The sequence below is a fragment of the Sutcliffiella horikoshii genome, assembly GCF_020524325.1.
In the GTDB taxonomy this organism is placed as follows: Bacteria; Bacillota; Bacilli; order Bacillales; family Bacillaceae_I; genus Sutcliffiella_A; species Sutcliffiella_A horikoshii_D.
Genome location: NZ_JAIVKY010000009.1, coordinates 224,372 through 248,332 on the forward strand (window position 1 = coordinate 224,372; position 23,961 = coordinate 248,332).

The window sequence follows — 23,961 nt, forward strand, 5'->3', positions numbered from 1 at the left end:
ATTTGAGTAAATATTTTCCCTATTTTTGAACCTTTAAACCCTTAATTCTTTTTTAAAGTCAGTTCTAATTTCCATACTTATAATAGTCCTGCGAATGGTAACTTCTAAACCCACAAGATTCATAGAGTCTCAATGCATGAACATTTCTTGCTTCTACTTCCAAAAAGACTGGCAACCCTTTATCCGCCTGCATTTTCACCACTTTAGATAGAGCTTTCCGTCCAATCCCTTTTCCTTGTAGCTCTGGAGAAACTGCAAATCCATATATCCACGCTTCTCCGTTAGTTTCCGAGACACGAATTTTCCCAGCAGTTCGGCCCTCTGCTTCAATAATGAACATGTCTTCGCTATTTAGTTCCTTCATTCGCTCGTTGAAGCTGCGCGCTTCTTGCTCTGTAAAACCAAAGCATGCCACTTCTAGTTGAATTTCAGATTCAAAATCCTCTTGGGACGTGGATGGTCGAATCTGTACAGAATGATCATCGTACAACTCGCCTGCTTCCCATTTCATTTGATACTCCGCTACTTCAAATGTACACGGGATGTTTTTAAGAAACTCCTTTGCGCTTTGAGAGTGGCTAGGTGCATTTAACAAAATGGTAGAAATCTCCCGCTTTTTCACCTCAACCATCGCTTCAGCAAACAATTTTGCGAAAATCCCTTTTCTACGGTAGTCCGGGTGAACCATTCCCGTCATTTCAATTTTACTACCAAACCCGTAACAACCCAAGAATCCGACAAGTCGTCCATCTTCATAATGGAAAAAGTCCTCTTTGCTTTTACCATCCCTGGTTTCTAGCATATCTTCATTAAGCTTTAGCTCGAACCCGCCTTCTTTTTCGCAAACGGATTTGAGTTCTGTGATTTGTTGTAGCTGTTCGTTTGTTAGCATGGGTTACACCTCTTTAGTCTGAAGTTGATTATAGCGCTTGCCTTTAATATCATCGCTTATAATTTCCATTGGTATCATCAAGATCTTTCAATAATATGTCCAAATGTGTTTTCGCCAGTTCCAACAACTGAAAGTCATTGTTCTCAATCTGTTGATTGATTTTATCTGCTTCTGCCCAGGCAAGTTCGTATTGGGACTTATTTATTGTCCCTTTGTTTAGTGCTTCATCCAGTTCATCCGCATCTTTCTGAATGACTTCTCCTGTCGAAAGCACGATGATGTCTAAAAAAAGATCGTCGGTATACGGAAGGTCGTTTTCCACTCCGTTCTCATGGGTGATATCGATGTACCACTGAACCACCACGCCATTAGCATCAAACATAGTGGTTAAAGAGTAATGTTCATTGCTTGGAAAATGCTGAAGCCACATGTACCCATCGTCCACAATGCATACATTCTTTTCTTCATAGTTTACGAATAATGGATCCGTTACTTTATGTATATGAAGCAAGGTGACATAGCCTTTGAAGCAATTTGTGTCAATAAACTTCTGAGTGTATTGACGTTTTAAGACCCGCTTCCATTCAGAGCGGTCTCCGTGTCTCCGTTTTAGCATTGGCATCCTCCTTGTGGGCTTTGGATTGTGGGGACAGGCACGACGACCCACCTTTAGGCGGATTCCCCTGAAAAACACCCCTCCCATACTTACAATATATGGATTATTGATCATTTCAACCGGTTTTTTGTATACTTTCCGTTGTTTTTCGATCATTTCAGGCTGTTTTTTGACTAATTGGTACCTTTTTTTGTCTAATTGGTAGTTTTGGTATTAGGAAGGTGCGACAAAACTAACAATTTGTCCCCTCGGCTCTCCTCCTCAACTCTCTGCAAAAGAAACACATCGGGATTTCTAAGCTTCTTCCACTCTTCAAATCCAAAGCTTTCTTGGTAGTTTCTTAGCAAAAGAGACATGATATTTCCATGTGTGACCACAACGATGTTTTCTGCGTCAGATTCTAAAACCTCTTCTACCACGCTGACGATTCTGTCCATCGCTTCTCTACTTGACTCCCCGCCTTCAAATTTCAGATCCAACTCTTCATAAGTCGCTTCCAATTTTTCCAGCCAGTCCGGTAAATCCACCGTGCTTAGTATGCGCTCAGCTAAGCGTTCATCCACCTCTATTTTTACGCCAGTATCCCTGCTCAATGGTTCTATAGTTTGAACAGCTCGTGAAAAAGGGCTCGAGACGATGCGGTCAATTTGAGTATTTGAGAAAATCCCCACGAGCTCTTGGGCTTGTTCAAACCCCTTCCCTGTAAGCTGCGACTCTGCCGGTTGCCCCTCAGCTTCGCAATGCCTGACTATATATACGTTTTTTGACATGTGTTGGTCCTTACCTCTCTTCAATCATTGAATCTTTTGCAACTTAATTAATTTGATAATCTCTTCTTCTTGACCTGGATCAACGTATACAAGCTCTGTATTTTCAATCATACTCTCTGTGAGTTTACGCATATAATTTTTATCAAGATCTTTCGGTACATTCTGTTCAAAACGCAAAGGCACATTGTATACGTTTATGGTGCCGTCTCCATTGCCGCTATAGGTTACGGAGCCATCTACCAGACGGGAACCTGCTAACTGAATAACCTCTTCTGGGTATGTCGCACTTGTTTCGTCAAGTGGATTTACAGGCTGACCTGTTGGAATAATTCGAACATTCAACTCATCAATTTCTTGATTTGGACCAAGGAGAAGCCAAACGCGAGCGTATTCGATTTGTTGACTGGAAAAATGAGATAATGTTTCGCTTCCCTTCTCATCTTCTACTTTTAAGCTACTATTCTCAAAATCTTGCAATAACATAACGGTGAACTCCCCATCAAATGAAACCCAATTAACAGAATCAATGCGAAGCTTAGAATTCAACTTAGGCATCTCTTCCATCATCTTTCTAGCTGTTTCTGTCATCGTCTCTATTTCCTCATAGACTTCCATATGAGCATTCTGAAACTTTTCTTTCATTTCGTAACTATGTACTTTCAAACTGGGAACGATATTAACGGTATAATCTGTTTTTCCTGTCTCCTCGTTTTCCCAGCTAACTGTTTCTATATGTGAATTGGCCAGCGAATAATGCTCATTTAAGTAGTCTTCTACGTTAAATTCTGTTGGCCTATTTGAGTCTACCTTATCTATATTTTCGTCTGATCCAACATCTGACTTTGGTACTTCTTTGCTAGCAGTACTTGATGTTTCATCAGCACTATCATTTACATTCTTCTGAATTTCCCCCATCACCAGCTCTTCATTTGGCTCAACTGACTTGGCACAACCTACAAACACAATCAACAAACCAACTACCCAAACAAACATAAAACCTTTCTTCAATTACTACACATCCCCTTCCTTATATTCCAATTATTTCAAAACACAACCTTCATTTCAAGGGTATATTATTGTGCAAGGAAAAAAGACGATTCTTTGACTTCTACATTCAAGAAGTAAAGAAATCGCCTCTAAAAATTTCGTTTCAATTATTGTTGGATCAATGGGTCGAGGTGCCTGTCCCTTCGATGCCAACTCTTTTTCCATACACCCAACCACATAAGAAAATGCTGGCTTCATATAGAAGGGTTAAAGGTATGAGTACAAAAACTTGAGATAATAGGTCTGGCGGGGTGATCATGGCGGAGATGATGACCATTGCCAGGTAGACATATTTGCGGTTTTTTGTCATCATGGTTGGCGTGAGAACGCCTATTTTGGTTAAAAACCAGACAACTGCCGGCAACTCAAATATAAGTGCTAAGGGAATCGTAATCTGGAATAAAAAACGAAAGTATTTTTCCGCAGTGAACATCGTCTGAAACATACCCTCTGATAACGCTACAACGAAACTGAAGACCTTTGGGAATACAACAAAATAACCAAAAGATAAGCCAGTCGCAAACAGAATAAACAATACTGGTATAAAAAGAACTGTTGATTTTCGCTCCTCAGGTTTCAAGGCCGGTTTAATAAACGCCCATAACTGGTAGGCGGCAAATGGTATGACAGCTGCTAATGCACAAGTACTGGCAAGCATAAAATAAACCCATACTATCTCTGAGGGCCCAAGAACCGTCAGCTCCACTTTTGCCGCCTTCATAATCCATGCGTATACTTTACCAACTTGAAAAAAACTAACTAAAAAGATAGAAACGTATATAAACAGAATCATTAGCAGCCTTTTTCTTAGTTCGGCCATATGTGCAAGAAAAAAAGTCTGTTCCACGGAGCACCCTCCTTTTTTAAAAAAAGATGGGCTATCTACTAAGAAAGATAGCCCACTCATTAAGATTACAACATCTTCTCTTCAACCTTTTTGTCTGCCTCCACATCGTCCTCATCCTTCATTAAATCCTTTGTCCCCTTTTTAAACTCACGCAGGGTAACGCCAAATGAACGCCCAATCTCTGGCAGCTTGGTTGGTCCGAAAATAAGCAGAGTAATAACTAGTATGATAATAAGTCCTGGAATACCAATGTTTTGTAGCATGTTCTCGTCCTCCTTAGGATTAACTAAATATGCCTTGCCCTTGTGTCACATTAAGTTTCACTTCGCCATTTGGCACTTCACATTGCCACAATAGTGATTTAGTAGCCTCTGGTTTTTCAATATTGTCTACCGAATAAGCAGTCCAAGTCGCTTTTGCTTCTGTCAATTCAAGCAGTGCATAGCCGTGTGCTGTACTGTCAAACAGTTCGATCCATGGATTTTCGAGCTTTACAATCCTTTGAATTTCTTTAAATAAAAGTTCCGCTGTAATCGTTGCGACTCCGCTCAATCGACCTTTTACAATATCAATAAGTTCTGACGCAGCCTCAATCGGAATTGGACCTGATGTGTCAGGAGCCTGATTCAAGGCATTTCGCAATGTCTCTCTTAGATTACTTGACGTAACAGACCCTACCATTAACTCAACACCATACTTTTCGCTACTTCTCTCGTATTTATACTGAAGGTAAGAGGCTTCAAAAGTATGAAAATCTCCAGTGAGCGCTATAAAGTTATCAATCTTATTGTTCATGACGGTTTGTGCGATAAGATCTCTTTCATAGGCAAAACCGTCCCAGGCATCCAGATTCATGTAGCGATTTAGCAGCTTCAACTCGGTGATTTGCACTTCATTCCCCCATATCTTCCAGGTGCTTCCTGCATTTTTCAACTCATTCAGAAACCAGTCACGCTGGGTTGTTCCAAGCATAGATCGATCAGACCGATTAATGCCTTCACATCCTCCTGAAATGTAGCGGTCCAACGTCCCTTGTCCACACGGGTGGGCATCACGATATAGCCTCTCATCTGTTAATAGGATGGTTGCAAGATTCCCTATTGTTACAGTGCGATATATTTTTATACATTCTTCAAAAGACTTCGTCCCATCATAAGGAACACGCGCTGGCATGTATTCAAACCAAACCTGATTGGCAACAAGCCTTCTCGCAGGATCTGACTCCGGGTTGTCGTCTGGTGCAACCGCCGGATAATACGTGTCATTAGCAAATTCGTGATCATCCCACGTCGCCACCATCCCATGGCGTTCATGCAGCTTTTGAAGGTCCTTATCTGTTCGGTATGTCTGATACAATTTGCGGTAATCTTCCTTTGTAAATGCTTTTGCTTGTCCGCTTGGAAGTTTAATTTGTCTATCTTTCAAGTTGCCTTGGTATGCGGCATCCCCAACAGATTCATAAATGTAATCTCCAAGATGCAAGAAGAACAACATGTCCTCTTCCGCCATATGACCAAGTGCATTAAAATATCCATTCGTATAATCTTGGCAAGAAACATAGCCAATCTTGGCAGAGGCCACTTGACTGTTTTCAACAGGAAGTGTTTTGCAAGTCCCCGTCTTACTCACATAGCCTTTTTTTGTAATAAAACGGTAGTAATATGTTTGATTCGGTTTTAGCTGTCCATCCAAGTCAATTCGAACCACATTGTCGTGATCCTTCCAGATAGGTGAGAACCCTGTAAGAGCTATATTTGAAAAATCCTTGGAGGTACTTACCTCAAACATCACGAATTTTCCTTGTTCGATTGCCTCCGCCAGAGACTCATCATTGTTGGCAGTTTTATTTTCTAAATAGTAGATAACATTGCTAGTAATGTCTTCTGTTGAAAGTCCTTCTTCAAGAGTTGGATCCACCCTTGTCCACAGCATCATTCCACTAGATGTTGGGTCACCTGAAGCAACCGATTGAGGGAATCCTCCCCCTACTGGGTGTACCACTTTATATGGTGCTACCGCTTCTGCAGCATGCGCTTTATTGGATAAAAAGGAAGTCAGTTTCCCAATTCCCGTTGTTTCCATAGCCACCACTGCTGAACCTGCTAAAAAATACTTCAAAAAAGTTCTTTTAGACGAATCGTATGCTTCAAATTCCCTTCTGCCATTCTTCAATGCTGTTTCCTCCTTCTAAGTTGGATTCATAAACAGAATAAAGGGGAAAAGTAAATGTGGTTTGAATTATCTGTTACAGATAAATTAAAAGCAGATTACAGGAGTGGGTTGTGGGGACAGGCACGATGACCCATTTACACTTTAAAGCACTAAACAACAATATGCAAAACAAAGAAAAAAATGTGCTGGGGGCTATTATTCCTACCTTAACCCGGCACCTCACAAGTAACACTTTCTCCTTTCCTGCCATAGATATGGCATAAAATAATAATCTATACTACAATGTAATTGAGAATGATAATCACATACAATGACTACTACAGGAATGACAAAGGGGATGATTTAATGAAATCTAATATATCAAGTTTAGCTCAAACTATTCGCGAGCGACGTTCTATAAAAACTGGCTACACCAACAAAGAAGTGACACAGGAGACCGTTCTAGAGCTCCTGAACAATGCAGTCTGGGCACCAAACCATGGACTTCGTGAGCCTTGGCGTTTTATTTTTGTTTCTTCAAGTGAGAAAAACGGATTTGTGGAAAAACTGGTGAAAACCTTTCCTCCAGAGATGCAGGAAAATAGAAGGAATTATTTTAATCAACCGGCATCCTTCTTGATCGTAGTGATGGAGGAAGACCCGAGGCAAAAGCAATGGGAGGAAAACTTCGGGGCTGTAAGCTGTCTTATCCAGAACTTCCAGCTACTTGCTTGGGAGAAGCAGCTTGGCGTTGTCTGGAAAACCAATCCACATATATACGATCCTAAGGTTCATAAAATTTTAGGCGTACAGCCTGGAGAGAAAATAGCTGGATTTTTGCATTTGGGATACTTTGAACAAGTGCCGCCAAAACGTGAACGAAAGTCCGCGGAGAGCAAATTTACGTTGTTTAAAAATAGTTAGTTGACTTGAAAAGACGCTTCCCTTTACTAAGAGGAAAGCGTCTTTTGACTTTGAGTATTGTTTTTTCCTGTGGTATTTAAGGTGGGAGTAAACACTTAGAGGTTTTGTTAGAGGATTATGCAGGGGCCACCTTAATTTTTAATATTACTTTTCATTATGAAAATCTCTTTTTCGAGTCTGTTTACTTTATTGTCTAGGAAGTCGACCTCAGTTATCCTGGACTCATTCGTTAATTCATATTGATTTCCCATTCCGTCAAGCTTTGCGTCAACTTTATCAAATCTCTCGTCAACAACATTAAAACGCTCATGCATTTCTGACTTCATGCCAGTCATTTCTGATTTCATACTACCGATTTCTGACTTCATGCCTGCCATTTCCGACTTCAGACTGCCGATTTGGGACTTAACGCCACCCATTTCCGACTTCAAACTGCCGATTTGGGACTTCATGCCACCAATTTCCGACTTCAAGCCTTTAACTTCTGAATCCAAACCTATTAGCAATTCCAAAATTTTCTTTTCCATATTATCACCTCCTCCTCTCATTATAAATGTTAGGGGGAAAAGAAACACTGTTTATACGAAAAATCCATTTTCCAATTTTAGAAACGGCATGACAGAGACCCACTGTCAAAAGTGGGTCATCGTGCCTGTCCCCTCTACCCACGAAGTATTGGCAACGTACAACAGCGAAAAGATCCTCCAGATTTAATAATTTCAATGATATCCACTTCTATTACTTCAAAGCCCCTCTTCGTGAGTTCGGCGTTCACCTTTGGATTTACGGGTAGGCTGAAGATTTTTTGGTTGCCGATGTTGAGTACGTTTGTGCCAAGGGTGAACTGTTCTTCTTTTGTTACTTCAATGAGTTCAAACCGTGAAGAGAGAATGTCTATTTCTTGCTGTGTAAATGCTTCTGGATAGTAGAGTGCTTCTGTTGGTGAAATAATATTGAACACGCAATCAAGATGTAAGTATTTTTCCTTGAATGGCACTTTCACGACTTCATAATGGGGAAGAATGCTTTGGAGATGTTTGATTGCATCCTCGTTTGTCCGGTTACTTAGCCCGACATACACCGTTTCTCCATTAATCATGACGTCTCCGCCTTCAATCATGTCCCCTTTTAAATTCAAATAAGAGATTTCCTGCTGTTCCAGCATACTTTTTAGGACTTCTTCTTCGCCCTGTCTTATTTTATTGGCCATTTCCGCAACAAATAGAATATTCCCAAGGGTGAAGCCAATATCGCGGGTGAAAACTTGCTCTGGGAACATTTTGATGGCAGGCAGGAGGATCACTTCCACTCCATGCTCCTCCAATGTTTCTACAAATTTTTTATGTTGTGCCATGGCAATTTCAATATGAATTCCTTCATTTTTAAATTTTTTCTGCGTTTCATTTATGACCTCACGAATGGTCATGTACTCTGGCTTGCACAAGATCACTTTTTGCAACACATCATACTCACTACTAGCATGCGGCTTGACCGGACTTTTAGAAAATAAAGACATACAAATACCCCCATCACAAAATATTGTTTTTATTGTTACCTAGTGAAAGGATTTTTAATTGGCAAAGAAGACGATTTTAATTTTCGGGTTAATGACATAGAATAACGATACATTATTGTTAGTAAGGAGATTGAACATGGACCAACACCAAGAAGAAAATTTGAAGAGAGCTTTAGAAAAAGCAGATAAGGCTGTGTATGCTTCACAATTAGAAAGCAACTCCGATAACATCGGCTATTCCCATCAGGCAATTGAACGTGTGGAGCAAGCGTTAAAGGATGCACCGGAAAACTCCTCGCCAACGTCTGAAGCGCAACATGCAAGAGATATGTTACGACGATTGAAAGAAACACAAGCTGCTGTGAATGCCATACGAAACGATTAGTCCTCGGAGCTCCTTACTTCTAGGGCTCTTTTCTTATGAAAAAATGTGGTACAACCCTTCCTCATTGAATAGAAATGTAAGGAGATGACGGGGAGGGCTATTCTATGAATTCTATTTTTACTTATATATTTTTAGGGGTGTCACTGGCGGCACCGATTGGACCGGTCAATGCTGCGCAGTTGGATAAAGGATTGCGACTTGGTTTTGGACATGCCTGGCTTTTCGGCGTAGGGGCACTTGTCGCTGATATATGCTATATGTTGCTTGTTTATATGGGAATGATCCATTTTATCGAACAGCCGATGATGCAAGCATTTCTCTGGCTTTTCGGCTTTTTTGTGCTGACGTATACGGGAATCGAGAGTTTGTTGAAGAGTGGAAAATCCACCTTTGTGGATGGACCTAGAGGAAAAGCAACATTGCTTCGTTCATGGACTTCCGGCTTCCTCCTTTCCATCTCCAATCCGCTTACCATTCTTTTTTGGCTTGGTATTTATGGCTCTGTCCTCGCAAAGAACGCTTCTTCTTTTTCCAGCAGTCAATTGGCTGTTTATAGTGCGGCCATAATTTGCGGGATTCTTCTTTGGGATGTGTTTATGGCTACGATTTCAAGTCTCGCGAGGAACCTTTTGCATACTAATTTTCTTGTGGTAATTTCGATCATATCGTCTTTATCGATGATTGGTTTTGGCATTTATTTTGGTGTGGAGGCTTTTAAGTTGTTGTTTATGTAAAAGATAGGTGGTATGAATGGCTGTATGGGTTCTATGCGACTATATTTTTGTTTTGGCGTGAGCTTCGGGCATATAGAGACCTTCCATTTGACGTTTTACATGTTTCGCATGTGCCTTTGGGCGTATAGAACCCCTTCTATTTGACCTTTTACGCGTTTGAGCAGGGCCTTCGGGCGTATTGAACCCTTCTATTTGACCTTTTACCTACTCTAGCACGGCCTTCGAGCATAAAAAAAGCTTTTGTTAGGAAATCTCCATCATTCCGCCTTCCCTCTCTTTCACTAACCCCACTTGCACAAACTTCCAGAATAACCTACCCCCATTAACCTATACTAACAATGTGCGCGACAAAACGGATTAAGAATAAAAGTGAGGGGTTAACTTGGCAAAAAAAGAGGAAAACGTATCCACCGATGATGCAGTGATGCAGATGCTGCTTGATTTAACAGATAAAGACGGTGTGGAAATTGGAATTACGTTAAACATTAGTGGAGCAGTAGTAGCCGGAACGCTTGTCGGGCCACATACTTATTATGAAGGAATCATCGCCTCAGCAGATGAGGTAGAAAATAGCACCCTCAAGCACGTTCTACATAAAAAATTCACGGACCTTAAAGAGGCCTATATCAGTGAACGGCAAGAGGAAGAGGAGAAGAAAAAGCAGGATATGATTGCTACTTTTATTCATTTAAAAGACGCTGAATATATCTCTGGAAACACGCACTCTTCTATCAAGAGTCATGCATGGTGGCGCGGAAGAATTGATTCCATTGATGGGTTTTCATTTAAGCTTTAAGCAGTTGAAATTATTAATCGTAGACAAGACGATGGAGGGGTAGAGGTGACAAACAAGAAAATCGGACAAGTCAGTGCTTGGTGTATAATAAGCATGGCTTCCATCCCTCTTATTATGACACTGGGCAATTCTATGCTTATTCCTGTTTTGCCAATGCTCGAGAAAGAATTGGACATCTCCTCCTTCCAATCTAGTATGATCATCACTTCTTACTCTGTTGCTTCTATTTTCTTAATACCTATTGCTGGCTATTTATCTGACAGGTTCGGCAGGAAAATGATTATATTACCTAGTTTAATGCTTGCGCTTATCGGGGGATTGATTTCCGGTTTTGCATCTTGGAAAATAGATGACCCCTACATTTGGATTATCATCGGGCGAATCATTCAGGGCGTCGGGGCTGCAGGTGCTACCCCAATCATTTTGCCGCTTGTCGGAGACTTATATCAGGATGACGATGAAAAGACCAGTTCTTGTCTCGGAATCATTGAAACGTCCAACACATTCGGGAAGGTTCTTAGTCCCATTTTAGGTTCGCTTTTAGCAGCTGTCCTATGGTACCTTCCTTTCTTTTCTATTTCTTTTTTTAGTTTAATTTCCATCTTAATGGTCCTTATTTTCATCAAAGTACCTAAGAAAAAAGACAAACCACTTGCACTAAATATTTTCATACAAAACACTAAAAAGATCTTTCAGAAAGAAGGAAAATGGCTTTATACCACCTTCATTATCGGTATTTACGCCATGCTAATCCTATTCGGCTTATTATTTTACCTATCAGACATTCTTGAAAAAACGCATGATTTACACGGTGTAAAAAAAGGATTATATCTAGCCGTTCCTTTATTCACCCTCTGTGTCTCTTCCTATATCACAGGAAAAGTGATCAAAGGCAATATTGAATTAATGAGAAAAATTCTTCTTGTCTCTCTTGGGGTCATAGCTTTAACCATTGTTTTTGTTGAATATCAGCATGAAAAGATTTTTTTGTTGCTCACCATTACGAGCTTTATCGGTATTAGCATTGGGGCGATGCTACCAACGCTAGATGCTTTGATTACAGAAAATGTAGAAAAAGAAGAAAAAGGGACAATCTCATCCCTTTATAGCTCTTCCCGCTTTATCGGAGTAGCTGCGGGTCCACCCATCATGTCCGTTGTAATGAAAAACCATCTACTAACAAGTCTATATATATCTGGTGCCTTGGCAATCATTATTGGAATTCTAGTGTTTATTTTTATCCAAAATGTTAAGCCAAAGAAAAGCACGCTCTGGTAGCCGGTTAAAAGGAGAATCACATGTCAAAAGCCTCTTGCAGTTCCAAACAAACAACAGGTGATTTAGCATGGTGGCAACTGTCACTAATAGGAATTGGTTGCACCATCGGCATCGGCTTCTTCCTCGGATCATCCCTGGGAATCAAACTTGCCGGCGCCTCCATTATCCTTTCCTTTTTGATTGGTGCTGCCGGAACCTATATTGTGTACAGCAGATTAGCCAAATTGACCGTTAACGATCCACAAGAAGGCTCTTTCTGTTACTACGCAGGCAAGGCTTTTGGAAAATGGGCTGGATTCAGCTGCGGGTGGAACTACTGGTGCTCCAACATACTAATAATGGGTAGTCAGCTGACTGCCCTAGGCTTGTTATCTCAATTTTGGTTCCCAGACATTCCGCTTTGGATTTTTTCAGCCGGCTATGCCGTTTTGTCGTTTCTAGTTGTGATGTTAGGGACAAAAGACTTTGATAAAATGGAAGACCTTTTTGCCATCATAAAGGTTGCGGCGATTGTGATGTTCATTGTTATTGCGTTGGGGATTTTTTTTGGCTGGATTAAGGGGAATGGCGGTAGTGCCGGGACAAGTCCGGGAAACTTGCCGAACACTGTAAAAGATTGGATGCCTCTAGGTTTGAAAGGGGTTTGGTCTTCGCTTATCTATGCCTTCTACGCATACGGTGGAATTGAAGTCATTGGACTCATGGCTATGCAACTGAAAAAGAAAGAAGATACCTTAAAAGCCGGAACCATCATGATGTTTTTATTAACGATTCTATATGTAGGCTCTCTTGGACTTGCAGTTAGCCTTGCTGCCTTTGAAAAATTCAATGAAAAAGAGAGCCCGTTTGTGACAGCCTTGACCAATTACGATCTTTCCTTTTTCCCACACGTATTCAACGGAGCCATCATCATTGCCGGCTTCTCCACCATGACCGCAGCACTTTTCGGCGTAACCACCCTTTTGGTGACATTAGCAAAAGACGGAGATGCCCCGAAGCTATTTCAGAAAAAATTACAGTTCAGAGAATTACCACTCCCTTCCCTTTTACTTGGGGTGGTGGGATTAGCCGCATCGGTTGTTTGTGCGTTTGTGCTGCCAGGAAAGGTATTCGAATACATTACCACAGCAGCAGGATTATTATTGTTATATAACTGGATATTCATCTTGCTGTCATTCCTAAAGTTGGAGAAGAAAGGCAAGGTGGTTTCCGTGGTAGGGCTGCTGCTCTTGCTCTTAGCCATAAGCGGAACCCTTGCAGAAAATACAGTGCGAAACGGCTTCTACATCAGTATCCTATTTGTAGCATTGATTGGGGTCGTTGCCTTGATCATGCAGAAGAAATGGAGAAAAGGCGGCGGAAAGAAGTTGAAGTATAGTTGATGAGGGGTGGGTTGGGGGGACAGGCACTGTGGCCCGTTTTGGTTTGGAGTGGCGCGCAGTGTGGTTTTACAAGAGCTACCTTCTTGGGAAAGACCTCTAATTTTTAGTTTTTTTGGTACTGAGGTCTTTAACAGCTTTATAAAGTCCATTCTCCACTACTTTTCTCGCCCCAAAGGTCTTTATCAACCTTATCATGACTTCTCCGCTCCATTTTACTCTTCGTAAAGGTCTTTACAAACCTTCTTATGACCTTCTTCGCCATAGAACTGACAGTTATACTAAACAACATTGCTGCCCCATGATAAAAAAATGGACTCCGAAGAAAAGCAAGAATTCCATAAAAAGTCATCTTCCGATCTAATATTGGCGCTAACACATTTATTTCCTTCTTAATGTATATCCAATAAGTACACCAATTATGGTTCCAATTAATAGAGAGATACCAAGGCCTAAACTTACTTCTCCGTTAAAAAATATCTTATATCCCAATAAGCCCAGTAACGAACCAGCAATCGAGAACACTAAAAATTTGCCTGTATCTTTAATTATCTTTCACTCCTATCAAAAAAATGTTACATATTTTACCTATGTATTAAGTATTTCTATTTTAATTGGGGGATTCCCTTTTATTAAGAAAGAAATTATTGGGGAAGTATTTTAAAAAAAAGAAGAACCGCTCTCCTGCTCAAGTTAGCAACCATTATTTAAAGACAAGTGGCACTAGTTGAGGTTGTAAGAAGCGGTTCTCGATTGGATTGGTAAGGTTAATTCTGTTAGTGATCAAATGTCACATTATTTTACACGTAGTTCTTCGCGAAGCTCTTCCGCTTGAAACAGCGCAACTTTATCTTGGGTGATGTCCCCTGGTTGGTTCCCTTTTCCGATGATATACCCCTTAAATTCCATGCCCATAAACTCAAAAATATAGTTGAATTGCTCCATCATTGGCAGGCCTTTTATAGAAGGAGAATCCCCTCCGACTGCAATCACATAGGCTTCTTTATTAGACATTTGGGTTTTGAAATCCGGAAAATTGTTATCTCGCATCGAATGGGACCAGCGATCAATGAAGTTTTTCATGGTCCCCGACATGCTATACCAATATATTGGCGTGGCAAAAACTAGCGTATCATGCCGAAGAATACGTTCAATCAAAGTATTATAATCATCATTTCGATCCTGAAATCCCTTTTCATCGTGACGCTTATCAATGATTGGGAGGACATTATGTTCGTTTAGGAAAATCTCTTCTACCTCAATACCTTGAGTGGCGTGTTTTGCTAAGGTTTCTGTGTTTCCATTGGGACGAGTCCCCCCATATATTACTGCAATAGACATGTTACCTCTTCCTTTCTACTATGTTGTCTTGGTGTTGGCTTTATTTTATAATGAACGTTAAAATCAATAAAGCTGATAATACCGATAACATCAATCAATAAAATTGATTAGCGAGGTTACACAATGGATATTAAACAATTAATTACCTTCCACCATGCTGCATCCACCTTAAATTTTACGCAAACTGCCAAAATGTTGAACTTTGCACAATCAAGTGTGACTGCTCAAATTAAAGGATTAGAAAAAGAAGTCGGCAAGCCTTTATTTGAGCGATTAGGAAAAAAACTGGTCCTAACGGAAGCTGGGTTACAGTTCAAAAACTATGCAGAAAAAATGATTCGTTTAAGTGAGGAAGCTATTGAGGCAGCACAAGGTGAGGAGGAGTTGACCGGTAGCCTTACCATTGGCGCACAAGAAAGCCAGTGCACATACCGCCTCCCCTCCCTTTTAAAAGACTATAAAGCTTCTTTTCCAAAAGTGAAACTCATTTTTAGACCAGCACATTCCGACGAAATGGCGAGAAAACAACTAATGGATGGGGGACTGGACGTAGCTTTCATAATGGATAAAAGCAGTCATGAAGGATCTTTGAGAATGGAGAAACTTGTGGAAGAGGAACTTAAGCTCGTTATCGCATCAGATTACCCGAAAAAATTACTTACCGTTTCTGACTTAGTTCACGAAACCTTATTACTAACAGAAACTGGTTGTTCCTACAGGGATATGTTCAGGGACTACCTGTCATCAGAGGGGATCTTCCCGTCAGATCAAATTGAATTCGGAAGCATTGAGGCCATCAAGCAATGTGTCATAGCAGGACTAGGTGTCGCACTGCTCCCAAAAATGGTCGTCCAAAAAGAACTAAAAGAAGGGAAAATGCGTGAACTTCCATTCACAGCATCCACCCCTCCTCTATTCACACACTTGGCCTGGCATAAAGACAAACAAATGACTAAACCTCTCGCAGGATTCATAGACCTTGCTAGAGAGAAGATAAAAAGTGGGTAATAGGGACAGGCACCGTGGACCATGGTCCCTCCCCGCAATATTTATAAGCCAAGTTTTCATTTTATCCGCGACTTTTTCCATTTTTTCCGCCAACTTTTCATTTTATCCACTACTTTTTCCGTTTTATCCCCCAACTTTTCGTTTTATCCGCGACTTTGGATAATACATCTTCCCTTCAACACCAAACGACAAACGCCGAGACAATCCACACCTACATCGGCGTTCCAAGTCAAAGTTTCTCCCAAATCGCATTTGTATACGCAACCTTCAACCCGGCTCGCTCCATGTTCTTCTGGCTCACGCTGCCAAAAGCCGCTTGTCCAACCAAATAGCGGCAACCTTCATCAGCCGCCTGTTTCATACGCTTTTGTATCAACGCCGTTTGCACGCCTTTATTTCTAAATTCAGGTACAGTTGCGGAAGCAGCCAATGTCGCGACGTCATTTTTCACATACAAAACACCTATTCCGGCTGCCGCCCCGCCTACACTCGCCAAATAAAAAGTCCAATTGTCACTCTCTGCAAGTACCTTGTTATTAGCCGTCACGAAGTCCTTGAATGCTGCTGGCATCCCGAAACCTCTCGTATATAACTCACCAAAAATATCAAAGTTCTCAAGATTGATTTCTTCAATTTGGACAGAGGTGTCCGCATCACCCATCACACGTTCTTCCGTCGACAATGGGCTGTATAGCGCTGTGTGAAATCCACACTGAAAAAAGCCCAAGGTACTTAGCTTTCGGAAAAGGTCAATAGAGGCATTGCCTGGCGTTACTTCGAACCGAGCGAGAATACCTCTGCTAGTATAAAATTCTAGTATCTCATCCAAATCGTCTATATTCTCTCCGCTAATCCCCTTCACCGTATTGAACGAAGGTCCCGGGATATTTTTCACAGAGAATGCCATGGCGTTTCCAAACCGCTTTAGCTCAACCCCCATTGCGTTTTCATGAAGGCTTGCAACTCTAATTAATCTATCTTCAAGCACATCAATCTCTGACAGCTCCACGATTTTCATAAGGTCTTTTGTTAGGATTGACATGTCTTTACCTCCGGAGCAATCAGGTCAGTGTCCGGTGGGCTATAACCAAGCTGCCGGCCAATTTTTACGATCTGTCCTTTATGGTGGAATTCATGGGTGGTGGTGTGGGTGAAAAGCCAAAGTGTGCTGAAGTCAGATGTTTCATTATTTTTGAAGGTATATGGAATGGTATGTTCCCAGTTCCCTTGAAAACTTACTAAAAACTCCTCCACAAGCTCGTCCGTTTTCCGAAAAAGTTCTCTCATATCTTGAACGGTTTTGATGTCTTCCGCCTCTGTCTTAGCGATTGATTTTCCAAGACCGTGCATCCCCAGCCAAAAGTGATAGCACGTCGCAATATGTACGTGAAGATTTCTGATGGAGTCCCCCCCGAAACTCTCCATCTCTTTGACATAATCGGCTTGTATCATACCCTCACAATATTGAAATAACGTTTCCCTTGTTCGTCGAATCCAATCATACTGACTTTTAAATAACTCCATTTTCACATCTCCCCGAATATATGAAAGAATATTCCGTCTTTATGTTCATAGTAACATACGGGTAGATAGACGGTAATATTTTCTACTAATTATTGAATAATAGAATTTGCGACTCTCACAAGCAATTCTTCTTTTACATATGGCTTTGAAAGTGCGCGAATATATTCGATCATGTAGTAATTTCCTTCAAATTCAAAGGATAGTTTTGAGATAGACGCGTGGTCTTTTCCTTCAATATATGAACCGCTAATGCCCTCCTTAAGAGTAACTTGTTTCGCAATATTTAATGGAATATTTTCCTGCTCTTTTTCCGCAACCCAGACTACCAAAACATCCATATTACTTGAATCAACATATTCGAGTTCTAAACTCCCTTTAAAATACCCTCTGTCATTATATCTCCCAAAAGAATGTGTCGGTTTGAAAGGAAAGGTATCAGGGGGCGTGGCGTTTAGTTTTGTCTTCTTTTCATATTGAGCTGTAGCTTTTTCAACGGTGGTGAAACCAGAATCTAAATAACTCGATGTTATAGAATCGACTTCGATATTTTGGGGGTGCAGAGATGCTACCATTAGCAAGCTGAATAAAAGGAGTTTTGTCATTGGTGTGGCTCCATTCTAGTGTTTTACAACTAGTTTTGCTTTGAATGTCGTCAGGTATTCTAAGAAGGCAAATATAAAAGTTTACCTACATACTATACAAGCGGGGGTACATGTCCACTCATCCAACTAAACGATATGTCTCATACCCAGTTGCTCCAACTAGAAATAAAATAACAGCCGATCCACTGATAAATCTCGTTTTATCAAGAACTCCATCTTCGTTAAAGAAGAAACCTTTAATATTGTGGAATAAGTCAATAAATAACGTTGCGATGTCCTCGCTAAAACGATGTCTATATATATGTAAATTTTAGCAGAATAAACAAAAACCCATGCTGATTTACGTGTATTTTTTTATTTACAAAAAGTTCGTGCCAAAACAAGGTGAGTTGATGCCAAAATGGTACGAGTTCGTGCCAAAACCAGCCAAGTTGATGCCAAAATGACCTTAGTTCGTGCCAAAAATCATTCTTGGTCTTTCGGGACAGGCACAGTGACCCACCCGTGTTTAAAACTCACTATTTAGGGGAAATTAAAACCACTTTGAACTATTACATATTTAGGAGGTACTGCCTTTGAAGAAATTATTTGGTGTGTTGCAGAAAGTCGGGAAGGCGTTAATGCTTCCGGTGGCGCTCCTACCGGCGGCGGGGATTTTGCTTGCGCTTGGGGCTGCTTTGAAAGAGGAGAATTTACTGGAGTTGATGCCGTTCCTTGGCGCGGATTGGATCCAGTTAGTGGCGAGCGTCATGGATGCTGCCGGAGGAATTGTATTTAGTAACCTCCCTGTACTCTTTGCCGTTGGGGTTGCAGTTGGACTTGCTGGTGGTGAGGGGGTTGCCGCACTTGCCGCAATCATAGGTTACCTCATCATGAATGCAACGATGGGGGTTGTACTTGGAGTGGATGACGGGATGCTTGATGACCCGGCATACGCGAATGTGCTTGGAATTAACACGCTACAGAGTGGGGTGTTCGGTGGGGTAATTGTGGGTATCCTCGGGGCCTTCATGTACAACAAGTACTACAATATCGAGCTGCCATCGTACCTTGGATTCTTCGCCGGCAAGCGGTTCATCCCCATTGCAACCGCTGCTTCGGCGGTTCTACTTGGAATCCTGATGTCCTTTGTATGGCCGCCAATTCAAGGTGGATTGAATACACTTTCAGAAAGTATGATTAATACCAACTTAACGCTATCTGCCTTTATTTTCGGTGTGATTGAACGTGCGTTGATACCATTCGGACTACATCATATTTTCTACTCGCCTTTCTGGTTTGAGTTCGGTTCCTATACGAACGAAGCTGGAGACATTGTCCGCGGGGACCAAGCGATATTCTTTGCGCAGCTGCGTGATGGAATTGAACCTACTGCAGGAACATTTATGACAGGTAAATTCCCGTTCATGATGTTTGGACTTCCTGCTGCCGCGCTTGCGATCTACCACACAGCGCGTCCTGAAAAGAAAAAAGTGGTTGGGGGAATCATGGCGTCAGCTGCTCTTACCTCGTTTTTGACAGGTATCACAGAACCAATTGAATTTTCGTTCCTGTTTGTGGCACCAGTGTTATTTGCGATTCACACTGTGTTTGCTGGGCTGTCATTTATGGTAATGCATATTTTAGATGTAAAAATTGGGATGACTTTCTCAGGTGGGGTTATCGACTACCTGCTCTTTGGAGTTGTGCCTAACCGAACGGACTGGTGGCTGGTAATACCGGTCGGGCTTGTGTTCTCGGTCATTTACTATTTCGGTTTCCGCTTTGCAATTACAAAATTCAACCTTGGAACTCCTGGTCGCGAGGAAGTGGACGAGGATGAAGATGGAGCATCTCCGACAACTGCAGGCGACCTCCCACATGATGTATTAGAGGCGATGGGTGGAAAGCAGAACATCTCCCATTTAGATGCTTGTATCACAAGGCTTCGCGTTTCGGTAAACGAGATTTCCATGGTGGACAAAGCCCGCTTGAAAAAACTTGGTGCCTCCGGAGTTCTAGAAGTCGGCAACAACATCCAAGCCATTTTTGGACCAAAATCGGATACCCTTAAATCACAAATCAAAGATATTATGGATGGCAAAACTCCTCGTCCTGCTAAAACCGACTCCAACAAAGAAGTCGAGCAGCAAATTGAAGAGGTCAATCCGGATGCGATGCAGACCAAATCGACAGAAGGAGGATTTATCGCTCCGATTAAAGGCGAAATCAAACCGCTTGACGATGTGCCAGATCAAGTTTTCTCTGGAAAAATGATGGGTGACGGTTTTGCGATTGAACCTTCAGAAGGGCTTGTTGTCTCACCTGTTGACGGAAAAATTGTCAACCTGTTTCCGACCAAGCATGCGATTGGGATTGAATCGAACGAAGGACACGAAATTTTAATCCACGTAGGGATTGATACCGTCAATCTAAAAGGCGAAGGTTTTGAAGCACTAGTTGCCCAGGGTGATACGGTGACAAAAGGTCAAGAGCTCCTTAAGTTTGATATGGACTTCATCGGGAAGAATGCTCCTTCATTGATGACACCGATTGTGTTCACAAACTTAAAAGATGATGAAAAAGTGAAGTTGAACAAGCAAGGTGAAGTAGGATTAAAAGAAGAAGGAATTGTGGAGATTTCTAAAGGATAAATAGTAAAGGCGTCTCGATTGCACCTCGAGGCGTCTTTTTTCGGCCTGCCGTGTATGTTCATGATACAATAAAGTAAAATTCACCAAGGGAGGATCTATAATGGAAAAACATCGCATCTACACGATGAGTTTTGCAAGCGTATACCCCCACTACGTTGCGAAGGCAGAGAGAAAAGGCCGTACGAAAGAAGAAGTCGATGAGATCATTCGATGGTTGACAGGCTACAGTCAGGAAGAGTTAGAAACGGTCATTGAAAAGAAAATGGACTTTGAAACCTTTTTTGCGGAAGCACCCCAAATGAACACTTCTCGAAGCTTAATTAAAGGAGTTGTTTGCGGCGTGCGAGTAGAAAACATCGAAGAACCAACTATGAGAGAAATCCGTTACCTGGATAAGCTCATTGATGAATTAGCAAAAGGAAAAAAGATGGAGAAAATCTTACGAGCTTAGGGGACAGGCACCTCGACACACCTTAGCATTCGACAAAGAGACGTGGAATTTCCCTAATGGAGAAACAAACGATTTCCCAACATACCTTTTTCAAAAGTTAATTTTCATTTTTTCGCTGAATCCCTTCTCTATCAAGGGGTTCTTTTTTTCTTTAACAAACGTTTGTTTAAAAAAACCTATTCCAAAATAAAGGTTTCCCGGGAAATTTGTCGTTTAAACATGAATAATGACAGGTTTGTGAATTATACCACTACACCTTTTTCAAAAGTTAATCTCTTAAAATAAGTTTTCTCCTTACAGCCCCATAGCTTTGAAAAATTCTTAATCAAACGTTTGTTTAAAAATTACTATATTAGTATGAAAAAAAGGACAGTCCCTTTTAACCAAAAGGCTGTCCTTTTCTATTAACTAATGTCCATAATGAAATCCGTAGACTTAAATATTAATAGACTAATTAAGATAATTATGAGAGGCAGAATGATTCCGACGAGGCTGCATATCAATCCTGCCTTCGCATATCCTCGTCCTGATTGATCCGTTTTGTGAATCTCGTTTAACCCAATCACAGCAAGGACAAAACCTGGAACTGCAAAAAGCATGCTCAAAAAACTAATAACACAACAAACGATCGATATGATACCGAGTATTAAAGAAAGAATAGCATTACTATTTAACTTTCCCGTCTCGGAATGTGAAACAGATTCATTCATTTTTTTGCACCTACCATTCTAATCCACTGAATGTTAGAAAATAAATTTTTAGACTCTTACTGCATTATAGCTCTCATTAGCTACAACACGCCACTACTTTTCTAGTATCCTTTTCCCTAATCCAGATATCTCCATGCCTAATTTCGTAATTTATTTTTGCTTGATTTAATCGTTGGATCTGGTTGTCTGTTTTTTCTGTCCAGTAAACGTAAGTATCGTTGTTCTGTGAGCTGCAGGCAGAAAGTAAGACGAGGGAGAATAATCCTGTAATGATTAGATTTTTCATGAGACGCTTTGAGATATGGTTTTCTGGTATATATGTAGAAAGCTTTCGAGTGTTTGAGAGTATAAATCCGGTTGTTCCCGATGCACTAAGTGTCCTGCAAACGGGATGACTGCTATATGGATATTAGGATTCTTTTCTTGAAAGATAATTGCAGAAGACACTTCGATGCTCTGTTTTTCTCCTACCAGACAAAGTGTAGGTATAGTCAGATTTCCTACATCCCCTATTTCTTCAAAAGGGTAAAAATCTTCTGCTTGGAACGAGTGTAATAACTCTTTCCAATCGTTATTACCATGAATGTCATTCAAAAAAGTAACAGCCTCTTCATTTTCAAACAACTGTTCATGCGCTTCAGCTTCTTCATTTGATAGCTCGTCCCAGTTATCAGGTTTAATTGGAATGATACCAGAAAAACAAAGGGTGTCTACTTTTTCAGGGTAGCTCTTTGCAAATAAAAGTGCTGCCACTCCTCCCACTGATACTCCTGCAATATGACAGGAATCAATCTGGAGATGTGCTAATGTATCAAGAATATCTTTAGCGCAGTGACTAAAATACTTCTCTATACTTCCCCCTGATTTCCCATGCCCCCTTAAATCTGGGCGTATTACCATATACCCATTTTTTACAAAGTATTCTGTTTGCTCCATATATTCAGTTGTGCCAGTCATTCCTCCAGAATGTAATAACACTAGTGGTTTGCCTTGGCCAGATATCTCTGTATGTAAGATCATTATTCCCCCCCTAATTTCATCTACAGACACTTTATTCCGCATTAGACCAGCTCAATTATTGCTATAAATAAAAACAAAATCCCTAAAAAGTAATCAGTCCTATAGACCTTCTTTTCCTCTCTGTAATAGTGCGATTCTACACCGTTCATAACATTCAAGAGTCCTACTATAAGAAAGACATAACCTAGATACGTGCCATTAAGATTATCCCTAAATCCTATGATAAATAGTGCGATCATTGCTATAGCTAATATTATTCTTATTGCCATTAACGGCTTCGAACTTTTCGTCCGTTTTACTTTTTCAAAAAACAACCCCATCTAGTACAACTCCCATTTAAATGCGGAATAGATATTCACACCTTACACCTCTTTTTTCTTATAGAAGAATGCTCGCTCAACAACTACTTCGCGTAAATCAACAGGTGTTCCTACTAACTATACGAAATTTGTTAGGAAAAAGTTCCATGAATGACCAATTCTAAAGTTGTTGGATACTGTGGGATTTTCAGGGAGCGGGTTCTCAATTACCGTTTCTCTTCTTACAAGCTGGTTTCGGGCGTTGAAAGCCCATCTCTGTTACCGTTTTCCTTCTCACATACTCGATTAAGGCTTTGAGAAGGGCTCTCTGTTACCGATTATTGTTTTCAAACTCCATTCGGGATTTGAGAGGTCCTCTCTATTACCAAACCCTTATTGAACACCAAAGTTTGCTAACAGAGGCACACCTTTTTAAAATCACCTCTGATTTGATTGAGAGTTATAACCTATTGACTTTACTAGATTGATTTCTTCTAATATCCCATCCCGATCATCAACCCTGAACACTACTTTGTCTACCATTTTCTTTATCCCGTATGACCCTCTCATTTCCACCGGCTCTTTCAAGACAATCTCAAGATGAGGAGAGTCTAGTTTCAATAAAGAATAGTACGTACTTTTAGGAATCTTCATCCCTAACTCTATTTCTTTTGCCCGGTTGATTTGCTCAATGTTGGCGATATCTAAAGTAATACTACTTTGGAAACCTAGTCGGATGATCATTTTCCCTTGCGTGATCATATGCGGTAGGTGTTTTGTTGATTTGTAAAACCCTATCAAATATAGAATTCCATACACATTGAGTAAGGTGAAGACCCACGCTATCACATCATTCCACTTTTGCAAAAGATAATGAAAAAGCACACCTTCTCCAGATATTAAAATAGCAAAAACAATTATGAAAGTTTTCATCTCTGAGCTTTGATGGTAAGTATATGCTTTTCCGTTCTTGTCAGCTGATTGAGATTTTTCAAACCAAGCTAGTAATGAAAAATAAAAAACATTGAGCTCCGTAAT

Annotated in this window: 27 protein-coding genes; 9 read left to right on the plus strand and 18 right to left on the minus strand. The window is 40.8% G+C overall.

All coding sequences use genetic code 11. The features are described 5' to 3' along the window. Positions 1–64: 64 nt before the first annotated feature. The 7 genes from LC091_RS15670 to LC091_RS15700 form a co-directional block, all read right to left on the minus strand. On the minus strand, positions 65–892 hold the full coding sequence (locus LC091_RS15670) for a GNAT family N-acetyltransferase (protein WP_226682962.1): 828 nt from the start codon (positions 890–892) through the stop codon (positions 65–67). Positions 893–941: 49 nt separating this feature from the next. Next, positions 942–1,508: a DUF402 domain-containing protein gene (locus tag LC091_RS15675; RefSeq protein WP_226682963.1), complete on the minus strand. Its 567-nt coding sequence runs from the start codon at positions 1,506–1,508 to the stop codon at positions 942–944. 194 nt (positions 1,509–1,702) lie between these two features. Next, on the minus strand, positions 1,703–2,278 hold the full coding sequence (locus LC091_RS15680) for a histidine phosphatase family protein (RefSeq protein ID WP_226682964.1): 576 nt from the start codon (positions 2,276–2,278) through the stop codon (positions 1,703–1,705). A 24-nt stretch (positions 2,279–2,302) separates the two neighbouring features. Beyond that, positions 2,303–3,286 (minus strand): hypothetical protein, encoded by a 984-nt coding sequence (locus LC091_RS20580; RefSeq protein ID WP_404819695.1) that lies wholly within the window; start codon positions 3,284–3,286, stop codon positions 2,303–2,305. Positions 3,287–3,443: 157 nt separating this feature from the next. After that, positions 3,444–4,172 carry a twin-arginine translocase subunit TatC gene (gene tatC, locus LC091_RS15690; RefSeq protein WP_226682965.1) on the minus strand — a complete coding sequence of 243 codons (729 nt, stop codon included), beginning with the start codon at positions 4,170–4,172 and terminating at the stop codon, positions 3,444–3,446. Between the two features lie 65 nt (positions 4,173–4,237). Continuing rightward, positions 4,238–4,435: a twin-arginine translocase TatA/TatE family subunit gene (gene tatA / locus LC091_RS15695; protein WP_226682966.1), complete on the minus strand. Its 198-nt coding sequence runs from the start codon at positions 4,433–4,435 to the stop codon at positions 4,238–4,240. A gap of 19 nt (positions 4,436–4,454) precedes the next feature. Beyond that, the gene (locus LC091_RS15700) at positions 4,455–6,344 is read right to left on the minus strand and encodes an alkaline phosphatase D family protein (protein ID WP_226682967.1); all 1,890 of its coding nucleotides are present in this window, start codon (positions 6,342–6,344) and stop codon (positions 4,455–4,457) included. A gap of 345 nt (positions 6,345–6,689) precedes the next feature. On the opposite strand from LC091_RS15700, the gene LC091_RS15705 reads away from it, so the two are divergent. After that, positions 6,690–7,247, plus strand: a complete 558-nt coding sequence (locus tag LC091_RS15705; RefSeq protein ID WP_226682968.1) for a nitroreductase family protein — start codon at positions 6,690–6,692, stop codon at positions 7,245–7,247. Between the two features lie 131 nt (positions 7,248–7,378). On the opposite strand, the gene LC091_RS15710 is transcribed toward LC091_RS15705, so the two are convergent. Together LC091_RS15710 and LC091_RS15715 are read right to left on the minus strand one after the other, a co-directional pair. Next, entirely contained in the window at positions 7,379–7,774 is a 396-nt protein-coding gene (locus LC091_RS15710; RefSeq protein WP_226682969.1) for a hypothetical protein, read from the minus strand. Between the two features lie 134 nt (positions 7,775–7,908). After that, entirely contained in the window at positions 7,909–8,763 is an 855-nt protein-coding gene (locus LC091_RS15715; protein WP_226682970.1) for a dimethylarginine dimethylaminohydrolase family protein, read from the minus strand. Between the two features lie 136 nt (positions 8,764–8,899). Here LC091_RS15715 and LC091_RS15720 point away from each other — a divergent pair, with 136 nt between their 5' ends. The 5 genes from LC091_RS15720 (at position 8,900) to LC091_RS15740 (ending at position 13,338) form a co-directional block, all read left to right on the plus strand. Further along, on the plus strand, positions 8,900–9,148 hold the full coding sequence (locus LC091_RS15720) for a hypothetical protein (protein ID WP_226682971.1): 249 nt from the start codon (positions 8,900–8,902) through the stop codon (positions 9,146–9,148). 104 nt (positions 9,149–9,252) lie between these two features. Then, positions 9,253–9,882 carry a LysE family transporter gene (locus LC091_RS15725; RefSeq protein WP_226682972.1) on the plus strand — a complete coding sequence of 210 codons (630 nt, stop codon included), beginning with the start codon at positions 9,253–9,255 and terminating at the stop codon, positions 9,880–9,882. Positions 9,883–10,264: 382 nt separating this feature from the next. Next, a complete protein-coding gene (gene gvpU, locus LC091_RS15730) occupies positions 10,265–10,678 on the plus strand; it encodes a gas vesicle accessory protein GvpU (protein WP_226682973.1) in 414 nt (137 codons plus the stop codon). Between the two features lie 93 nt (positions 10,679–10,771). Beyond that, positions 10,772–11,956: an MFS transporter gene (locus tag LC091_RS15735; protein WP_226683097.1), complete on the plus strand. Its 1,185-nt coding sequence runs from the start codon at positions 10,772–10,774 to the stop codon at positions 11,954–11,956. A gap of 20 nt (positions 11,957–11,976) precedes the next feature. Then, on the plus strand, positions 11,977–13,338 hold the full coding sequence (locus tag LC091_RS15740) for an amino acid permease (RefSeq protein ID WP_226682974.1): 1,362 nt from the start codon (positions 11,977–11,979) through the stop codon (positions 13,336–13,338). A gap of 136 nt (positions 13,339–13,474) precedes the next feature. On the opposite strand, the gene LC091_RS15745 is transcribed toward LC091_RS15740, so the two are convergent. After that, positions 13,475–13,687: a hypothetical protein gene (locus LC091_RS15745; protein ID WP_226682975.1), complete on the minus strand. Its 213-nt coding sequence runs from the start codon at positions 13,685–13,687 to the stop codon at positions 13,475–13,477. Between the two features lie 443 nt (positions 13,688–14,130). After that, on the minus strand, positions 14,131–14,676 hold the full coding sequence (locus tag LC091_RS15750) for a flavodoxin family protein (protein WP_226682976.1): 546 nt from the start codon (positions 14,674–14,676) through the stop codon (positions 14,131–14,133). Between the two features lie 123 nt (positions 14,677–14,799). On the opposite strand from LC091_RS15750, the gene LC091_RS15755 reads away from it, so the two are divergent. Beyond that, complete coding sequence (locus LC091_RS15755; protein ID WP_226682977.1) at positions 14,800–15,684, plus strand: LysR family transcriptional regulator; 885 nt, start codon at positions 14,800–14,802, stop codon at positions 15,682–15,684. 229 nt (positions 15,685–15,913) lie between these two features. Here the strand turns inward: LC091_RS15755 and LC091_RS15760 are convergent, their stop codons facing one another. The 3 genes from LC091_RS15760 to LC091_RS15770 all read right to left on the minus strand — a co-directional run bounded on the left by LC091_RS15760 (position 15,914) and on the right by LC091_RS15770 (position 17,810). Beyond that, positions 15,914–16,726 (minus strand): GNAT family N-acetyltransferase, encoded by an 813-nt coding sequence (locus LC091_RS15760; protein ID WP_226682978.1) that lies wholly within the window; start codon positions 16,724–16,726, stop codon positions 15,914–15,916. After that, complete coding sequence (locus LC091_RS15765; protein ID WP_226682979.1) at positions 16,714–17,208, minus strand: DinB family protein; 495 nt, start codon at positions 17,206–17,208, stop codon at positions 16,714–16,716. Before LC091_RS15765 ends, LC091_RS15760 begins: the two co-directional genes overlap by 13 nt. Positions 17,209–17,297: 89 nt before the next feature. Beyond that, the gene (locus tag LC091_RS15770) at positions 17,298–17,810 is read right to left on the minus strand and encodes a hypothetical protein (RefSeq protein WP_226682980.1); all 513 of its coding nucleotides are present in this window, start codon (positions 17,808–17,810) and stop codon (positions 17,298–17,300) included. Between the two features lie 575 nt (positions 17,811–18,385). Between LC091_RS15770 and ptsG the strand changes: the two genes are divergently transcribed. Continuing rightward, positions 18,386–20,443 carry a glucose-specific PTS transporter subunit IIBC gene (ptsG, locus tag LC091_RS15775; protein WP_226682981.1) on the plus strand — a complete coding sequence of 686 codons (2,058 nt, stop codon included), beginning with the start codon at positions 18,386–18,388 and terminating at the stop codon, positions 20,441–20,443. 100 nt (positions 20,444–20,543) lie between these two features. After that, positions 20,544–20,894, plus strand: a complete 351-nt coding sequence (locus LC091_RS15780) for a DUF2200 domain-containing protein (protein WP_226682982.1) — start codon at positions 20,544–20,546, stop codon at positions 20,892–20,894. Positions 20,895–21,298: 404 nt separating this feature from the next. Here the strand turns inward: LC091_RS15780 and LC091_RS15785 are convergent, their stop codons facing one another. From LC091_RS15785 to LC091_RS15800, 4 genes are all read right to left on the minus strand, one after another. Beyond that, positions 21,299–21,604, minus strand: coding sequence for a DUF4190 domain-containing protein (locus tag LC091_RS15785; RefSeq protein WP_226682983.1), 306 nt, complete (start codon positions 21,602–21,604; stop codon positions 21,299–21,301). 76 nt (positions 21,605–21,680) lie between these two features. Beyond that, a complete protein-coding gene (locus LC091_RS15790; protein WP_226682984.1) occupies positions 21,681–21,890 on the minus strand; it encodes a hypothetical protein in 210 nt (69 codons plus the stop codon). Next, positions 21,887–22,624 (minus strand): alpha/beta fold hydrolase, encoded by a 738-nt coding sequence (locus LC091_RS15795; RefSeq protein ID WP_226682985.1) that lies wholly within the window; start codon positions 22,622–22,624, stop codon positions 21,887–21,889. Before LC091_RS15795 ends, LC091_RS15790 begins: the two co-directional genes overlap by 4 nt. A 737-nt stretch (positions 22,625–23,361) precedes the next feature. Continuing rightward, complete coding sequence (locus LC091_RS15800) at positions 23,362–23,856, minus strand: hypothetical protein (RefSeq protein WP_226682986.1); 495 nt, start codon at positions 23,854–23,856, stop codon at positions 23,362–23,364. Positions 23,857–23,961 lie beyond the last annotated feature (105 nt).